The sequence below is a fragment of the Paraburkholderia sp. BR10954 genome (assembly GCF_040965775.1).
Classification (GTDB): Bacteria; Pseudomonadota; Gammaproteobacteria; order Burkholderiales; family Burkholderiaceae; genus Paraburkholderia; species Paraburkholderia youngii.
Genome location: NZ_JBFRCK010000040.1, coordinates 26,381 through 42,048 on the forward strand (window position 1 = coordinate 26,381; position 15,668 = coordinate 42,048).

The following is a 15,668-nucleotide window of genomic DNA, read 5'->3' on the forward strand; positions in this document are numbered from 1 at the left end:
ACCATACAGGCTCCTCCACCGCTCGTGCCACAAACTTCCTCCAGCCTGCTCGCGGGCTTACTGCCAGGCCGCTTTGCAGGCGATATCGGCCTCGCGCTCGCGAGTCTGCCCGCCGGGGTGCAGATCGCGTTCGCGATCGTGCTCGGCCTCGTGATTGGCAGCTTCCTTAACGTGGTCGTGCATCGGCTGCCGATCATGCTCGAGCGTGCGTGGCGCGCCGAAATCAGCGAAGCCACCGACGCGCCGCAGCCCGGCGACGGACTGCCCGAGCGCTACAACCTGTGGGTGCCGCGTAGCGCGTGCCCGCATTGCGGCCACGTGCTGAGCGCGTGGGAAAACTTGCCGGTGCTGAGCTACCTGCTGTTACGCGGCCGCTGTTCCGCATGCGGCACGCACATCAGCGCACGCTATCCGCTGCTCGAAATCGCTAGTGCAGCTTTCGCCGCGGGCGCACTGATGGCCTTCGGCCCGACGCCGATGGCACTCGCGGCGTTCGGCCTGTGCGCGACGTTGCTTGCGATGAGCGCGATCGATATCGACACGCATCTGCTGCCCGATTCCTTGACCCTGCCGCTGTTGTGGGCCGGCCTGATCGTCAATTTCAACGGCATGTTCACGAACCTGCATGATGCGGTGCTCGGGGCTATCTTCGGATATCTGGTGTTATGGGCCGTGCATTGGGCGTTCAGGGTCGTGCGCGGTATCGAAGGCATGGGCTATGGCGACTTCAAACTGCTCGCAGCGCTCGGCGCGTGGCTCGGCTGGCCAGCGCTACCGCAAATCGTGCTGGTCGCCGCGGTGGCCGGTGCCGTGATCGGCCTCGCGGCGACGTGGCGCGGCCGTATGCGCTTCGAGGAGCCGCTGCCGTTTGGGCCATTTCTTGCGGCGGGCGGTGCGCTCACGCTATTTGCCGGCACGCCGCTTTACCTTGCTTTGGGAGGCTGAAGCATGTTCGTTGTGGGACTCACCGGCGGCATCGGTAGCGGCAAGTCGACGGTTGCCAATCTGTTCGCCGCGCGCGGCGTGCCGCTCGTCGATACCGACGTGATCGCGCATCGCATCACCGCGCCGCATGGCCTGGCGATGCCGCACATCGCCGCCGAATTCGGCGCGGAGTTCGTCGCCGCCGACGGCTCGCTCGATCGCGCGCGCATGCGCACGCTCGTGTTCAGCGACGACACCGCGCGCAAACGTCTCGAAGGCATCACGCATCCGCTGATTCGCGCGGAAACCGAGCGCGAAGAGCGCGAAGCGAAAGGACCGTATGTGATCGTCGTGGTGCCGTTGCTGGTCGAGTCCGGGACCTGGAAGAACCGTGTGAATCGCGTGCTCACCGTCGATTGCAGCATCGACACGCAAGTCGCGCGGGTGATGAGCCGCAACGGCTTCAGCCGTGAGCAGGTGCTCGCGATCATCGCGCGCCAGGCCACGCGCGAAGCGCGCCTCGCCGCCGCCGACGACGTGATCGTCAATGACAACGCGCCGCCCCTGGAGCTCGAAGCGCAGGTGGACGCTCACCATCAAGCGTATCTGTCGCTCGTGAAGGGTGAGGCCGAGTCGTAGCGCGCGGAGGCCTCAGGTCGGCCTCGCTGCAAGCATCAAGCGCACGATGCCCTGTGAAGGCAGATACGCATCTTCGGCACGCGTCGTCACCCACACAGCTGAACTTTGCGCGCGTGCGAGAGCCGAAGCGCTCATAACACCGGGAACTGACAAAAAAGTTGCGAAAGCACGCGGAAAGCGTGCGTGATTGCCTGGGTAGTCCCACGGCATTAGAATGTTTTGCATTCCTGTCACCGACCACGCCCGAGGCGAGCCCGCTTGATCCTTTACGAGTACCCCTTCAATGAGCGAATCCGGACGCTGTTGCGACTCGAAGATCTGTTCGAGCGCTTCACGTTCTTTCTGACTCAGGAAGACGCGCGGGAACATCACGTCGCACTGACAACGCTGTTCGAAATCTCCGAAGTAGCTGGCCGCGCGGATCTGAAGTCGGATCTGATGAAAGAGCTCGAACGCCAGCGGCAAACCCTTGCGCCGTTTCGCGGCAATCCGGGCATCGAGCAGAACGCGCTTGAAGCGGTGCTCGGCGAAATCGAGCAGACCCTTGCGGGGCTCACGCAGATGCAAGGCAAAACCGGCCAGCATCTTGCAGACAACGAATGGCTTGCAAGCATTCGCAGCCGCGCGATCATCCCCGGTGGCACCTGCAAATTCGACCTGCCCTCGTATTACGCGTGGCAACAGTTGCATCCCGATCAGCGTCGCCAAGACATCGCCAAGTGGGTCACGCCGCTTTTGCCGCTGCGCGACGCGGCCACGATCGTGCTGCGGCTCGCGCGCGAGTCGGGCCAGGCGTCGAAGGTGATGGCGATGCAAGGGAGCTATCAGCAAATGCTGTCGGGCCGCTCGTATCAATTGATGCAGGTTCGTGTCGCGCCCGAATTGCGCGTGATTCCCGAAGCGAGCGCCAACAAGTACATGCTTTGGGTGCGCTTCACGGTGCAGGACGGCGATCTGCGGCCGCGCGCGGTCGACGTCGACGTGCCGTTCCAACTCACGCTCTGCAGCCTGTAACCGCCTGACAATCGCCGCGCACCGAGCAGCGCACACCGGATTTGACCGAACGCGCCTTTGAAGCGGCGCGAAATAGCCCTATATTCGTTACTTGTTCCGTTTGCGATTGACCGTCCGACCGTATGCCTACCGTCGTCAAATGTCCTACTTGCGGTAAAGATGTCCGCTGGACCCCCGAGAGCCGCTTCCGTCCTTTCTGCTCCGAGCGCTGCAAGCAGATCGATCTCGGCGCATGGGCAGCCGAAAAATACCGGATTGGCGGCAACGAACAGGAAGGGTCTTCGTCCGAAGAGGAAACGCCGCGCGGCGACTACAACCCGCACTGAGCGAGCCAGTAAAAAAGCCACGCGAACCGCGACGCTGCCGAGACAGCGCCCGCTATCGCGTGGCTTTTTCAGTCGCTCTGTTTCAACCAATCACCTGTTCTCGGCCGCGAGCCACTCCAGCACCGGGATTGTGGCCGGCAGCAATGGCGAGACGTCCGCAGGCAAGCTCTGCCACACGAAGGCCTGGCCTTCACGCCCGTGCGGCTCGCCCGACCACTGCGTCACCTTGCAGAAGAACAGGCGCACATAGGCGTGCGGATAATCGTGTTCGAGCGTATGCCACAGATGGCTCGCCTCGACCTCGATCCCCAGCTCCTCGTGCAGCTCGCGCGCAAGCGCGGCCTCGATCGATTCGCCCGCTTCCAGCTTGCCCCCCGGAAACTCCCAGTAGCCCTCGTACGGCTTGCCCGCCGGACGCTGCGCGAGCAGATAGCGGCCATCCGGCTGCACCAGCACGCCGACCGCGACTTCGGTGACGGGACGGCCGGCGCCGTTGGTGCCGGCACTATTGCCCGCGTTTTTGCTAGCGTCACTCATGCCGGCGTCTTACGGCCGGACCAGTCGCGCGCAAACTGCCACGCGACCCGCCCCGAGCGCGAACCGCGTTCGAGCGCCCAGACGAGCGCATCGCCGCGCGCCGATTCGATCTCGGCGTCGTCGCAACCGAAATGACGCAGCCAGTGCGCGATGATCGTCAGATAGTCGTCCTGCTTGAACGGATAGAAGCTGACCCACAGCCCGAAACGCTCCGACAGCGAAATCTTCTCTTCGACCAGTTCACCCGGATGAATCTCGCCGTCCGACGTGTGCTTGTAAGTCTCGTTGTCGCTCATGTACTCGGGCAGCAGATGGCGGCGGTTCGACGTCGCGTAGATCACCACGTTGTCGGACTGCGCGGCGACCGAGCCGTCGAGCGCGACCTTCAGCGCCTTGTAGCCCGACTCGCCTTCTTCGAACGACAGGTCGTCGCAGAACACGATGAAGCGCTCCGGGCGCTTCGCGATCAGATCGACGATGTCGCCGAGGTCGTGCAGATCGTCCTTGTCCACTTCGATCAGACGCAGGCCGTCTTTCGCGTACGCGTTCAGACACGCCTTGATCAGCGACGACTTGCCGGTGCCCCGCGCGCCCGTCAGCAGCACGTTGTTGGCCGGCTGGCTGCGCACGAACTGGCGCGTGTTCTGTTCGATCAGCCCTTTCTGGCGATCGATGTTCTGCAGGTCGTCGAGCGTGATCGACGAAATGGCGGGCACCGCCTGCAGGTAGCCGCGCCCCTGGCGCTTGCGCCAGCGAAAAGCGACCGCGGCCGACCAGTCGATGTCCGGCGCGGCGGGCGGAAGCATCGCTTCCAGGCGGCCGAGCACGGCTTCGGCCCGGGTCAGAAACTGTTCGAGTTTGTCCATGGTAAGTGGGCGGCCAGCGGCCGCGCTTTGAACCTGATTACGAGCGGTAGTCGGCGTTGATGCTCACGTAGTCGTGCGACAGATCGCAGGTCCAGATCGTGGCTTGCGCATTGCCGCGGCCGAGCACGACGCGAATGCCGATCTCGCTCTTTTTCATCACGCGCTGGCCGTCTTCTTCGCGGTAGGCCGGGTTGCGGCCGCCGGCAGTCGCGACCAGCACGTCGTCTAGATACAGATCGATCTTGCCGACGTCGAGATCGTCCACGCCGGCATAGCCGATGGCCGCAAGAATGCGGCCGAGGTTCGGGTCAGATGCATAGAAGGCCGTCTTGACGAGCGGCGAGTGGCCGATCGCGTAGGCGATCTGGCGGCATTCGCCGACGCTCGAGCCGCCTTCGACATGCACGGTCATGAACTTGGTCGCGCCTTCACCATCACGCACGATCAGTTGCGCGAGGCTCTGCGCGACCTCGGTCACCGCGTCGCGCAGCGCTGCATAAGCGGGCGAATCGGTGGACGTGATCGCGGGCAGGCTCGATTTGCCCGACGCGATCAGCATGAACGAATCGTTGGTCGACGTATCGCCATCGATCGTGATGCAGTTGAACGAGCGGTCCGCGACGTGCTTCACGAGATCGTCGAGCACGGGCTGCGCGACGGCCGCGTCGAACGCGAGGAAGCCGAGCATGGTCGCCATATTCGGCTTGATCATGCCGGCGCCCTTGCTGATGCCGGTCAGTGTGACCGTGTGGCCGTCGATCGTCACTTGGCGCGAGCTCGCCTTCGGCAGCGTGTCGGTCGTCATGATCGACTGTGCCGCGTCGTACCAGTTCGCTTCCTTGCGGTTAGCGAGCGCGGCCGGCAAACCGGCCTTCAGACGATCGACCGGCAGCGGTTCGAGAATCACGCCCGTCGAGAACGGCAGCACCTGCTCGGGCGCGATGTCGGCGAGACGCGCGAGTTCCGCGCAGGTTTCGCGCGTCGCCGCGAGGCCCTGCTCACCGGTGCCCGCGTTCGCGTTGCCGGTGTTGATCACCAGCGCGCGAATCGGCTTGCCGCCCGCGCGCACGCGCTGCAGGTTCTCGCGGCAGACCGTGACGGGCGCCGCGCAGAAGCGGTTCTGCGTGAACACGCCGCCTACCGTCGCGCCTTCGTCGACGGAAATGACGAGCACGTCCTTGCGGTTCGGCTTGCGGATATGCGCTTCCGCCCAGCCTAGCGTGACGCCGGCGACGGGGTGGAGTTGAGCGGGATCGATCGAGGGAAAGTTGACAGCCATGGTCGCGACCTGTCGAAGAAAATGCCGGCGGACGCCGGCATCGGGGAAACGGAACTGATGACCCGGGCGTGTTGCCGGGTCACCCGCGAAATCAAAACGGCCAAGCGGCACTCAAAAACGACGCGGCGCGCCCTGAAGCGCGCCGCGTCGGCAATTATGCGATCTTGCCGTGGCACTGCTTGTACTTCTTGCCGCTACCGCACGGGCACGGGTCGTTGCGGCCGACCTTCGGCACGTTATCGGTATGCATATGCACGGCCGCCTGCGGCGCTGCGCCGTGCCCGTGGCTCATCGCGTCGCCGATCATCGCGGCGGTGGCCGCTTCGGCTGCAACCGGCGCGGCGGCGCCGGCTTCTGCGAACTCGGCATGACGGAACTCGACGTTCTCCAGATGACCGCCCTGCTCTTCCATCTGTTCCGCGGCCGCTTCGAGCTGCTCCGGCGACTGGATCTGCACGTTCATCACGATGCGCGTAACTTCGAGCTTCACCGCGTCGAGCATCGCGGCGAACAGTTCGAACGCCTCGCGCTTGTATTCCTGCTTCGGGTTCTTCTGCGCATAGCCGCGCAGATGGATGCCCTGACGCAGATGGTCGAGCGCGGCCAGATGTTCGCGCCACGCGCGGTCGAGCGTCTGCAGCATGATCGAGCGCTCGAACGCGCTGAACGATTCGCGGCCGACCAGCTGGACCTTCGCCTCGTACCCCTCGTCCGCGGCGGCTTCAACCGCTTCGAGAATCTCGTCCGGGCTGATCGAGTTCGACTCGTTGATCATTTCCTGGATCGCGAGGTCGAGCTGCCATTCGTTGCGCAGCACTTCTTCGAGCTCGGGCACGTCCCACTGTTCTTCGATGCTGCCCACCGGCACGAACTGATGCACGATGTCGCTGATCACACCGTGACGCATCGCGGTGATGGTTTCGGTGATGTCGTTCGCTTCGAGCAATTCGTTGCGCTGCTGGTAGATCACCTTGCGCTGATCGTTCGACACGTCGTCGTATTCGAGCAATTGCTTACGAATATCGAAGTTGCGCGCCTCGACCTTGCGTTGCGCCGATTCGATCGAACGCGAGACGATGCCTGCTTCGATCGCCTCGCCTTCCGGCATCTTCAGACGGTCCATGATCGCGCGCACGCGGTCGCCCGCGAAAATGCGCAGAAGCGGATCTTCCAGCGACAGATAGAAACGCGACGAACCCGGGTCACCCTGACGGCCCGCACGGCCGCGCAGCTGGTTGTCGATCCGGCGCGACTCATGACGCTCGGTGCCGATGATGTGCAGACCGCCCGCGGCCTTCACCTGATCGTGCAGCGTCTGCCATTCGTCGTGAAGCTTCTGGATGCGGCGTTGCTTTTCGTCGTCGGAGAGCGTTTCGTCCTGTTCGATGAACGACGCCTGCTTCTCCGCGTTGCCGCCGAGCACGATGTCCGTGCCACGGCCGGCCATGTTGGTTGCGATCGTGATGCGTTGCGGACGGCCCGCTTCGGCGACGATTGCCGCTTCGCGCGCGTGCTGCTTCGCGTTCAGCACTTCGTGCGGCAAGCCGGCCTGCTTCAGCAGATGCGACAGCAGCTCCGAGTTCTCGATCGACGTCGTGCCGACCAGCACCGGCTGCCCGCGCTCGTAGCACTCGCGGATGTCGCGGATCACCGCGTCGTAGCGTTCCTTCGCGGTCTTGTAGATCTGATCCTGCTTGTCGATCCGCTTGGGCGGACGGTTGGTCGGGATCACGACCGTTTCGAGACCGTAGATCTCGTTGAATTCGTACGCTTCTGTGTCGGCCGTGCCGGTCATGCCGGCCAGCTTCGCGTACATGCGGAAGTAGTTCTGGAACGTGATCGATGCGAGTGTCTGGTTCTCGCTCTGGATCTTCACATGCTCCTTCGCCTCGACCGCCTGGTGCAGACCGTCCGACCAGCGGCGGCCGGCCATCAGACGGCCGGTGAATTCGTCGACGATGATCACTTCGCCGTTCTGCACGACGTAGTGCTGGTCCTTGAAGAACAGCGTGTGCGCGCGCAGCGCCGCGTACACGTGGTGCATCAGCGTGATGTTTTGCGGCGCGTACAGGCTTTCGCCCTCGCCGATCAGACCCCACTCGGAGAGCAGCCGCTCCGCCTTTTCGTGACCCGACTCGGTCAGGAACACCTGACGGCCTTTTTCGTCCAGCGTGTAGTCGCCCGGCTTCTCGACGCCGGTGCCGTCCGCCTTCTCTTCGCCGATCTGGCGCTCGAGCAGCGGCGGCAGCGCGTTCATGCGCACGTAGAGTTCGGTGTGATCTTCGGCCTGGCCGGAGATGATCAGCGGCGTACGCGCTTCGTCGATCAGGATCGAGTCCACCTCGTCGACGACCGCGAAGTTCAGGCTACGCTGCACGCGCGCGTCGGTCTCGTAGACCATGTTGTCGCGCAGATAGTCGAAGCCGAATTCGTTGTTGGTGCCGTAGGTGATGTCCGCGGCGTACGCTTGCTGCTTCGCCGTGTGCTCCATCTGCGACAGGTTGATACCGACCGACAGACCGAGGAAGTTATAGAGACGCGCCATCCATTCGGCGTCGCGCTGCGCGAGGTAGTCGTTGACCGTGACCACGTGGACGCCGCGGCCCGACAGCGCGTTCAGGTAGACCGGCAGCGTCGCGACGAGCGTCTTGCCTTCGCCGGTGCGCATTTCGCTGATCTTGCCGTAGTGCAGCGCCATACCGCCGATCAGCTGCACGTCGAAGTGGCGCATCTTCAGCACCCGCTTGCTGGCCTCGCGGCAGACCGCGAACGCCTCCGGCAGGATCTTGTCGAGCGATTCGCCGCTCGCGACGCGCTGGCGGAATTCACCCGTTTTGGCGCGCAGTTGGTCATCCGTCAATTGCTCGATCTGCGGCTCGAGCGCATTGATCGCCGCGACGGTCTTTTGATATTGCTTGACAAGCCGCTGATTACGGCTGCCAAAAATCTTCTGTAGAAAACCGGAGGTCATCGGATCGGTGTCTGCGTCGCGGCTTCGGCTGGCTCGCGGTGTGCGCTACATGCATACCGCGCCTGGGTCGGAAAGTCCTCGGCGGCTTAGTCCAAGAGTGAATTCGAATCGGGCATTTTAGCACGCGCCTCCAGCTGCGCTCGTGTCGGAGCCGTGACGGCACCGGCTCTGGCCGGCCCTGTCGGGCAACCTTCGGCGCGGCGCTGACCGGCATCGCAAGCTGCCCGCGCGGTACAATCGCGGCGTGAGCGCGCATGGGGCGAGCTCACGTGTCAATACCAAACATGAGCCGTTTTTCGTCCTTTTCAAGGCCGCCGAAGCAGTTCGATCTGCGCCGCCCGCAACCGCTCGCCGAGGTTCTCGGCCGCACGGACGCGTTCGCGGCGCTGCGCGCGGGCGTCGAGCAGATCGCCGCGCTCGAGAAGGACCTGCGCGAGCTTTTGCCCGATTATCTGGCGACGAGTGTCGAGCCCGGCTTCATCAAGGAGGGCGTGCTGGCCCTATTCGCCGCGCACAACGCGCTTGCGGCGCGTCTGCGGCATCTGGAGCCGCGGCTGCTGGTGGATTTGCAGCAGCGCGGCTGGCCCGTGCAGTCGCTGAAAATTCGCGTGCGGCCGCAGCCGCTGAAAGAACCGCCGCCCGTCAAGCAGGCGCGCATGACGCCGGCCGGCGCCGCCGCGCTGCAGGCGTTGAGCGAATCGCTCGAGCCGTCGCCGTTGCAGGAAGCGCTTGCGCGCATGGCCGCGCGGCATCGGCGCAATCGCTGACGCTGAACGAAAAAAACGGCCCCAAGGGGCCGTTTTTCATTTGCCTGCCTGTCACGCTGGCTTTATGCGAACGCCGTCTGCGTTTCGTACGCGAAGCCGCGCGGGGCTTTCTGCGTGTCTTCGAAGGTGACGATTTCGTACGAGTCTTCGTGCGCGAGCAGCTCACGCAGCAGCGCGTTGTTCAGGCCGTGGCCCGACTTGTACGCGGTGTACGACGCGAGCAGCGGGTGACCGACCACGTACAGGTCGCCGATCGCGTCGAGCATCTTGTGCTTGACGAACTCGTCGTCGTAACGCAGACCGTCGTTGTTCAGGATGCGGTACTCGTCGAGCACGATCGCGTTGTCCATGCTGCCGCCGCGCGCGAGGCCGAGTTCACGCATCATTTCCACTTCATGCGCGAAGCCGAACGTGCGGGCGCGCGCGATTTCGCGCACGTACGACGTGTTGGCGAAATCCACTTCCAGCGCCTGACCGGTTTTGTCGACGGCGGGGTGACGGAAGTCGATCGTGAACTTGAGCTTGAAGCCGAAATACGGATCGAGGCGCGCGAACTTGTCGCCGTCGCGGATTTCGACCGGCTTCGTGACCTTGATGAATTTCTTCGGCGCGTTCTGCTCTTCGATACCCGCCGACTGGATCAGGAACACGAACGAACCCGCGCTGCCGTCCATGATCGGGATTTCTTCGGCGGTGACGTCGACGTAAAGGTTGTCGATGCCAAGACCGGCGCAGGCGGACATCAGATGCTCGATGGTCGACACGCGCGCGCCGTCTTTCTGCAACACGGAAGCCAGACGCGTATCGCCAATCGCCATCGCCGACGCAGGAATGTCCACCGGCGTGGGCAAATCCACGCGCGAAAACACGATGCCAGTGTCCGGCCCCGCCGGACGGAGCGTCAGATTGACTTTACGGCCGGAGTGCAACCCGATGCCGACTGTCTTGACGATCGATTTGATTGTGCGCTGCTTCAACATGGTGGTCTTCTGTTCGATTGAAAATCCTAATCAGGATTTTTTATTCCATAGGCGCAATTATACTCCAATCCCCAGACCAGCGTCTTTGCGGGGAACGTGACAATCTGTTTCGCTGCATTACCCATTGGGCTTAGCGACGGAAAGCGTGACGGGCCGATGCCCCGGAACGGAGGCGTTTCCGGTCATCGGCCCGCGTAACGGCCTGTCACAAAAGCGTCGTAATCACCGTTGCCGTCGCGCCACGCGACATGAGCACGCGGGCCGCGGCGAAGGTGCGACGTCAGCAACTAGCTCAACGTGGCGAGGATACTCGCTGCATCGCTGACTTCGAATTTGCCGGCAGCCTCGACGTTCAGCGTCTTGACCACGCCGTCGTCGACCACCATCGCGTAGCGCAGGGAACGAATCCCCATGCCGCGCGCCGACAGATCCTGCTCCAGACCAAGCGCCCGTGTAAAAGCCGCACTACCGTCCGCCATCATGCGCACCTTGCCCGAGGTGTGCTGATCGCGTCCCCACGCGCCCATCACGAACGCGTCGTTGACGGACACGCACCAGATTTCGTCGATGCCGGCAGCGCGCAACTGCTCGGCATGCTCGACATAGCCCGGTACATGTTTGGCCGAACAGGTCGGCGTGAACGCGCCGGGCAATCCGAAGATCACCACGCGTTTGCCCGCTGTCTGCTCGCGCACGTCGAAACTGTTCGGTCCGATCGTGCAGCCCGCCCGGTCGTCTTCGACGTACTCGAAGAGCGTCGCGTTGGGCAGCTTTTCACCTTCCTTGATCATGCTCGGTCCTTTGCATCGATGCGAAGCACGCTCGCACGTCATCGTGTCGCAGTGAATATCGGTTCGGCCCTTTCAACTATAAGCCACACCGTGCGGCGACAGTCACTCCGTCCGCTTCGCGAATCCGCAGAGGGCAGTTGCCCCCGCCGCGAACCAGACGATACGCGACCTGCTTGCCGTTCACCCGCCACGCTCGTGCATTCGTCCGCCAGCGCTGCACCTGCGATGCGACTCGCAGCGCGGCAACGAAGCCTGCCCGTGCGCTCAGTCCGCCTGCTTGCGCAGGAATGCCGGAATGTCGTACGTATCGACGCCCTTTTCCTGCAGCGCCTGCACGTGCGAGGCCGCCGTGTCGCGCGACGTGCGCCACACCGCCGGCGTGTCGAGCGCGCCGTAGTCGGCCGTGCTCGCATGGCCTGCCGCCGGTGCGTACGCTGCGTGCGCCATCGCGCCGACCGGCTGGTTGTCGGTGCCGGTGCGCAGCAGCGTCATCGGTGCCGATTGCTGCTTCTTCGCCGCACGGCCGAGACCCGTTGCCACGACCGTCACGCGCAGCGCGTCGCCCATCGCATCGTCGTACACGGCGCCGAAGATCACCGTGGCATCTTCCGCGGCATAGCTCTTGATCGTGTTCATCACTTCGCGCGTTTCCGACAGACGCAGCGAACGGCTCGACGTGATGTTGACCAGCACGCCACGCGCGCCCGACAGATCGACGCCTTCCAGCAGCGGGCTCGCGACGGCCTGCTCGGCCGCGAGACGCGCGCGATCGACACCGGCGACCGTCGCCGTGCCCATCATCGCCTTGCCCTGCTCGCCCATCACGGTCTTCACGTCTTCGAAGTCGACGTTCACGAGACCGTCGACGTTGATGATTTCCGCAATGCCCGCTACCGCGTTGTTCAGAACGTCGTCAGCGCACTGGAAGCACTTGTCCATCTCGGCGTCGTCGCCCATCACCTCGAACAGCTTGTCGTTCAGCACGACGATCAGCGAGTCGACGTGATCCTCCAGTTGTTGCGAACCGGCTTCCGCCACGCGCATACGCTTGCCGCCTTCGAATTCGAACGGCTTGCTGACGACGCCGACGGTCAGAATACCCATTTCCTTTGCGATCTGCGCCACGACCGGTGCCGCGCCCGTGCCCGTGCCGCCCCCCATGCCGGCGGTGATGAACACCATGTGCGCGCCGCGCAGCGCGTCGGCGATGCGCTCGCGTGCTTCTTCAGCAGCCGCGCGGCCCATTTCCGGCTTGGCACCTGCGCCCAGACCCGTGTTACCGAGCTGGATCACCGCGGTGGCGCGCGAGCGCGACAGAGCCTGCGCGTCCGTGTTCATCACGATGAAGTCGACGCCTTGCACGCCTTTGTTGATCATGTGCTGAACGGCATTGCCGCCAGCGCCACCGACTCCGACGACCTTGATGATGGTGCCGCTCGTTTCGGTTTCCAGCATCTGGAATTCCATGTTGCCTCCGTCAAGATAAAAAGTTACTGCCACTCGGCGTTATCCGGCAGGAGATCGGGCAACCTCCTGTCGCGCACCGGCCGCCGGCACCAGCGCGAATTTCTCGAAACCCTTGCTCAGAAGTTGCCGAGGAACCAGTCCTTCATGCGCGAGAACACCTGTCCCATCGACCCCGACTGCACCGCAACCTTGCGCCCGCGCATACGCTGCGAGCGCCCTTCGACGAGCAGGCCCATCGCCGTCGAATAGCGCGGATTGCGCACGACGTCGGCGAGACCGCCCGCGTACTCCGGCACGCCAATGCGCACCGGCTTCAGGAAAATGTCCTCACCGAGCTCGACCATGCCGATCATCATCGACGCGCCGCCCGTCAATACGACGCCTGAGCTCAGCAGTTCTTCGTAACCCGACTCGCGCACCACCTGCTGCACGAGCGAAAACAGTTCTTCGACGCGCGGCTCGATCACGGCCGCCAGCGCCTGGCGCGACAGCGTGCGCGGACCGCGCTCGCCGAGACCCGGCACTTCGATCATCTCGTCCGGATCGGCGAGCGCCTGCTTGGCGATGCCGTAATCGACCTTGATGTCTTCGGCATCCGGCGTCGGCGTGCGCAGCGCCATCGCGATGTCGCTGGTGATCTGATCGCCGGCGATCGGAATCACGGCGGTGTGGCGAATCGCGCCTTCGCTGAAGATCGCGATGTCCGTCGTGCCGCCGCCGATGTCGACCAGCACCACGCCCAGTTCCTTTTCGTCTTCCGTCAGCACCGCGAGCGACGACGCGAGCGGCTGCAGGATCAGGTCGTTCACTTCGAGGCCGCAGCGGCGTACGCACTTGACGATGTTCTGCGCCGCGCTGACCGCGCCGGTGACGATATGCACCTTCACTTCGAGGCGGATGCCGCTCATGCCGATCGGCTCGCGCACATCTTCCTGACCGTCGATGATGAATTCCTGCGTGAGGATATGCAGCACCTGCTGATCGGTCGGGATGTTGATCGCCTTGGCCGTTTCGATCACGCGCGCGACGTCGGCCTGCGTGACTTCCTTCTCCTTGATCGCGACCATGCCGCTCGAATTGAAGCTGCGGATATGGCTGCCGGCGATCCCGGTGAACACGTTCGTGATCTTGCAGTCGGCCATCAGCTCGGCTTCCTCGAGCGCGCGCTGAATCGACTGCACGGTGGCTTCGATATTCACCACCACGCCCTTCTTGAGCCCCTTCGATTCGCTCTGGCCGAGACCGATCACCTCGTAGTGACCCTCGCCCTTCAACTCGGCGACGATGGCCACTACCTTCGACGTCCCGATATCGAGGGCGACCAGCAGATCCTTATAGTCTTTACTCATAGCGTGCTCAGTGCGTGTGATGTCCGTTTACTTCTTGCCCTTGTCGGGTTCGCTGATGAAGCGCATGCCAGCGGCACGAATCGCGAAACCGTTCGGATAGCGCAAGTCCGCATTCTCGATATCCTTTCCCCAACGTTGCGTCACCGCGCCCCATGCCGCGGTCAGGCGTTTGCTGCGATCGGCCAGCGTGTCCTGATTGCGTTCGCGGCCCAGCTCCACCTGCGTGCCGTTCGACAGCTTCACCGTCCACGCATAGCGCGGCGACAGCGTTACTCCCTCGGGCGTCGCGTTGATTGCCGCGAACCACTTCTGAAAGTCGTGATACCGCGCGACGACTTCCTTCGCCGTACCGTCCGGGCCGTCGAACGCGGGCAGTTCTTCGTCGAGCTCGCCCTGGTTCGCGGTGAACAGCTCGCCGTCCTCGCTCACCAGTTGATCGCTGCCCCACGTCCCTAGCGGCTTGTACTCCTCGAGCGTGACAGCCAGTGCATTCGGCCACACGCGCCGCACGCTCGCGTGACGCACCCACGGCATCTGTTCGAACGCCTGCCGCGCCGCGTCGAGATCGACCGTGAAGTAGTTGCCCTTCAGGCGCCCCACCACGCCGGCGCGCACCGTCGGCGAATTGATGTGCTCGGTGTCGCCGTCGATCTGGATTTCGCGCAGCGCGAAATTCGGGCGCTGGATCAGCCAGTAACCGCCCGCCGCCAGCAGCACGAGCACCAGCAACGCGTGCAGCGCGTTGGTGGCGAGATTGAGCTGGCGAACGTTGTTCCACATGGTGTTGCTTGCGGTTGCCTCGGTTAATCCTTCAAGGTCAGCGCCAACACGCCGACCACCAGTTCCTGATAGCTGATGCCGACCGCGCGCGCCGCTTTCGGCGGCAGCGAGTGATCGGTCATGCCAGGCGCCGTGTTCACTTCGAGGAAGTACGGCTTGCCTTCGCCATCGAGCATGAAGTCCGCGCGGCCCCAGTCGGTGCAGCCGAGCACGTCGAACGCGCGGCGTGCGAGCACCTTGAGGCGCGCCTCTTCCTCGGCGCCGAGACCGCAGGGGATCAGGTACTGCGTATCGTTGGCGATGTACTTCGCGTGGTAGTCATAGAACTCGCCGGCCGGCACGATGCGGATCACCGGCAGGTCCAGATTACCGGCGATGCACGCGGTGTATTCGCCGCCGCCTTCGATGCTCTTCTCGACCACGACGATGCGGTCGTGCTTCGCCGCTTCGATCAACGCGGCCGGCAACGCGTCCGCGCTCTTCACCTTGATCACGGCGACGCTCGAACCTTCGCTCGCCGGCTTCACGAACAGCGGCAGACCGAGCTTCGCGACGATTTCTTTCGCGCGCGCTTCGTAGTCGTCACCGCGCAGCACCGCTTCGAACGGCGGCGTCGGAATGCCGAGCTGCTGCCACACGAGCTTGGTGCGGAACTTGTCGAGACCGAGCGCGGAGCCGAGCACGCCGCTACCGGTGTAGCGGATGCCGTAAAAATCGAGCGCGCCCTGGATCTGCCCGTTTTCGCCGTAGCCGCCATGCAGCGCGTTGAACGCGCGCACGAAGCCTTCTTCCTTCAATGCCGACAACGGACGCTCGGCCGGATCGAACGGATGCGCGTCGACGCCGGCGTCGCGCAGACCTTGCAACACGAGGCGTCCGGAATTGAGCGACACTTCGCGCTCGGCGGAATTACCACCGAGCAGCACGGCCACCTTGCCGAATTGTTTGGCGAGTTGATCCTGATTAATACTGCTCATC

15 protein-coding genes are annotated in these 15,668 nt (G+C 63.8%); 5 read left to right on the forward strand and 10 right to left on the reverse strand.

Annotation, left to right across the window (positions count from 1 at the left end; all coding sequences use genetic code 11):
- Positions 1–3 precede the first annotated feature (3 nt).
- The 4 genes from AB4Y34_RS35200 to yacG all read left to right on the forward strand — a co-directional run bounded on the left by AB4Y34_RS35200 (position 4) and on the right by yacG (position 2,903).
- Positions 4–945, forward strand: coding sequence for an A24 family peptidase (locus AB4Y34_RS35200; RefSeq protein WP_176380964.1), 942 nt, complete (start codon positions 4–6; stop codon positions 943–945).
- Between the two features lie 3 nt (positions 946–948).
- Positions 949–1,563 (forward strand): dephospho-CoA kinase, encoded by a 615-nt coding sequence (gene coaE, locus AB4Y34_RS35205; protein ID WP_176380943.1) that lies wholly within the window; start codon positions 949–951, stop codon positions 1,561–1,563.
- Between the two features lie 258 nt (positions 1,564–1,821).
- On the forward strand, positions 1,822–2,577 hold the full coding sequence (zapD, locus tag AB4Y34_RS35210) for a cell division protein ZapD (RefSeq protein ID WP_008921182.1): 756 nt from the start codon (positions 1,822–1,824) through the stop codon (positions 2,575–2,577).
- Positions 2,578–2,699: 122 nt separating this feature from the next.
- Positions 2,700–2,903: a DNA gyrase inhibitor YacG gene (gene yacG / locus AB4Y34_RS35215; protein WP_013090597.1), complete on the forward strand. Its 204-nt coding sequence runs from the start codon at positions 2,700–2,702 to the stop codon at positions 2,901–2,903.
- 90 nt (positions 2,904–2,993) lie between these two features.
- On the opposite strand, the gene AB4Y34_RS35220 is transcribed toward yacG, so the two are convergent.
- The 4 genes from AB4Y34_RS35220 to secA all read right to left on the reverse strand — a co-directional run bounded on the left by AB4Y34_RS35220 (position 2,994) and on the right by secA (position 8,556).
- Positions 2,994–3,440 carry an NUDIX domain-containing protein gene (locus AB4Y34_RS35220; protein WP_176380944.1) on the reverse strand — a complete coding sequence of 149 codons (447 nt, stop codon included), beginning with the start codon at positions 3,438–3,440 and terminating at the stop codon, positions 2,994–2,996.
- Entirely contained in the window at positions 3,437–4,306 is an 870-nt protein-coding gene (locus AB4Y34_RS35225) for an ATP-binding protein (RefSeq protein ID WP_368718648.1), read from the reverse strand. Before AB4Y34_RS35225 ends, AB4Y34_RS35220 begins: the two co-directional genes overlap by 4 nt.
- A 37-nt stretch (positions 4,307–4,343) precedes the next feature.
- Positions 4,344–5,585: a bifunctional glutamate N-acetyltransferase/amino-acid acetyltransferase ArgJ gene (gene argJ / locus AB4Y34_RS35230; protein WP_176380946.1), complete on the reverse strand. Its 1,242-nt coding sequence runs from the start codon at positions 5,583–5,585 to the stop codon at positions 4,344–4,346.
- 154 nt (positions 5,586–5,739) lie between these two features.
- Entirely contained in the window at positions 5,740–8,556 is a 2,817-nt protein-coding gene (gene secA, locus AB4Y34_RS35235) for a preprotein translocase subunit SecA (RefSeq protein WP_368718649.1), read from the reverse strand.
- A 284-nt stretch (positions 8,557–8,840) separates the two neighbouring features.
- On the opposite strand from secA, the gene AB4Y34_RS35240 reads away from it, so the two are divergent.
- On the forward strand, positions 8,841–9,323 hold the full coding sequence (locus AB4Y34_RS35240) for a DciA family protein (protein ID WP_176104989.1): 483 nt from the start codon (positions 8,841–8,843) through the stop codon (positions 9,321–9,323).
- Positions 9,324–9,385: 62 nt separating this feature from the next.
- On the opposite strand, the gene lpxC is transcribed toward AB4Y34_RS35240, so the two are convergent.
- From lpxC to AB4Y34_RS35270, 6 genes are all read right to left on the reverse strand, one after another.
- Positions 9,386–10,303, reverse strand: a complete 918-nt coding sequence (gene lpxC / locus AB4Y34_RS35245) for a UDP-3-O-acyl-N-acetylglucosamine deacetylase (RefSeq protein WP_176104988.1) — start codon at positions 10,301–10,303, stop codon at positions 9,386–9,388.
- A gap of 287 nt (positions 10,304–10,590) precedes the next feature.
- Positions 10,591–11,094, reverse strand: coding sequence for a peroxiredoxin (locus AB4Y34_RS35250; protein ID WP_368718650.1), 504 nt, complete (start codon positions 11,092–11,094; stop codon positions 10,591–10,593).
- 264 nt (positions 11,095–11,358) lie between these two features.
- Entirely contained in the window at positions 11,359–12,561 is a 1,203-nt protein-coding gene (ftsZ, locus tag AB4Y34_RS35255; protein WP_013090606.1) for a cell division protein FtsZ, read from the reverse strand.
- A 116-nt stretch (positions 12,562–12,677) separates the two neighbouring features.
- Entirely contained in the window at positions 12,678–13,910 is a 1,233-nt protein-coding gene (ftsA, locus tag AB4Y34_RS35260; RefSeq protein ID WP_008921172.1) for a cell division protein FtsA, read from the reverse strand.
- A gap of 27 nt (positions 13,911–13,937) precedes the next feature.
- Positions 13,938–14,690 (reverse strand): cell division protein FtsQ/DivIB, encoded by a 753-nt coding sequence (locus AB4Y34_RS35265; RefSeq protein ID WP_176380947.1) that lies wholly within the window; start codon positions 14,688–14,690, stop codon positions 13,938–13,940.
- A 23-nt stretch (positions 14,691–14,713) separates the two neighbouring features.
- A complete protein-coding gene (locus AB4Y34_RS35270) occupies positions 14,714–15,667 on the reverse strand; it encodes a D-alanine--D-alanine ligase (RefSeq protein WP_368718651.1) in 954 nt (317 codons plus the stop codon).
- Between the last annotated feature and the right edge of the window lies 1 nt (position 15,668).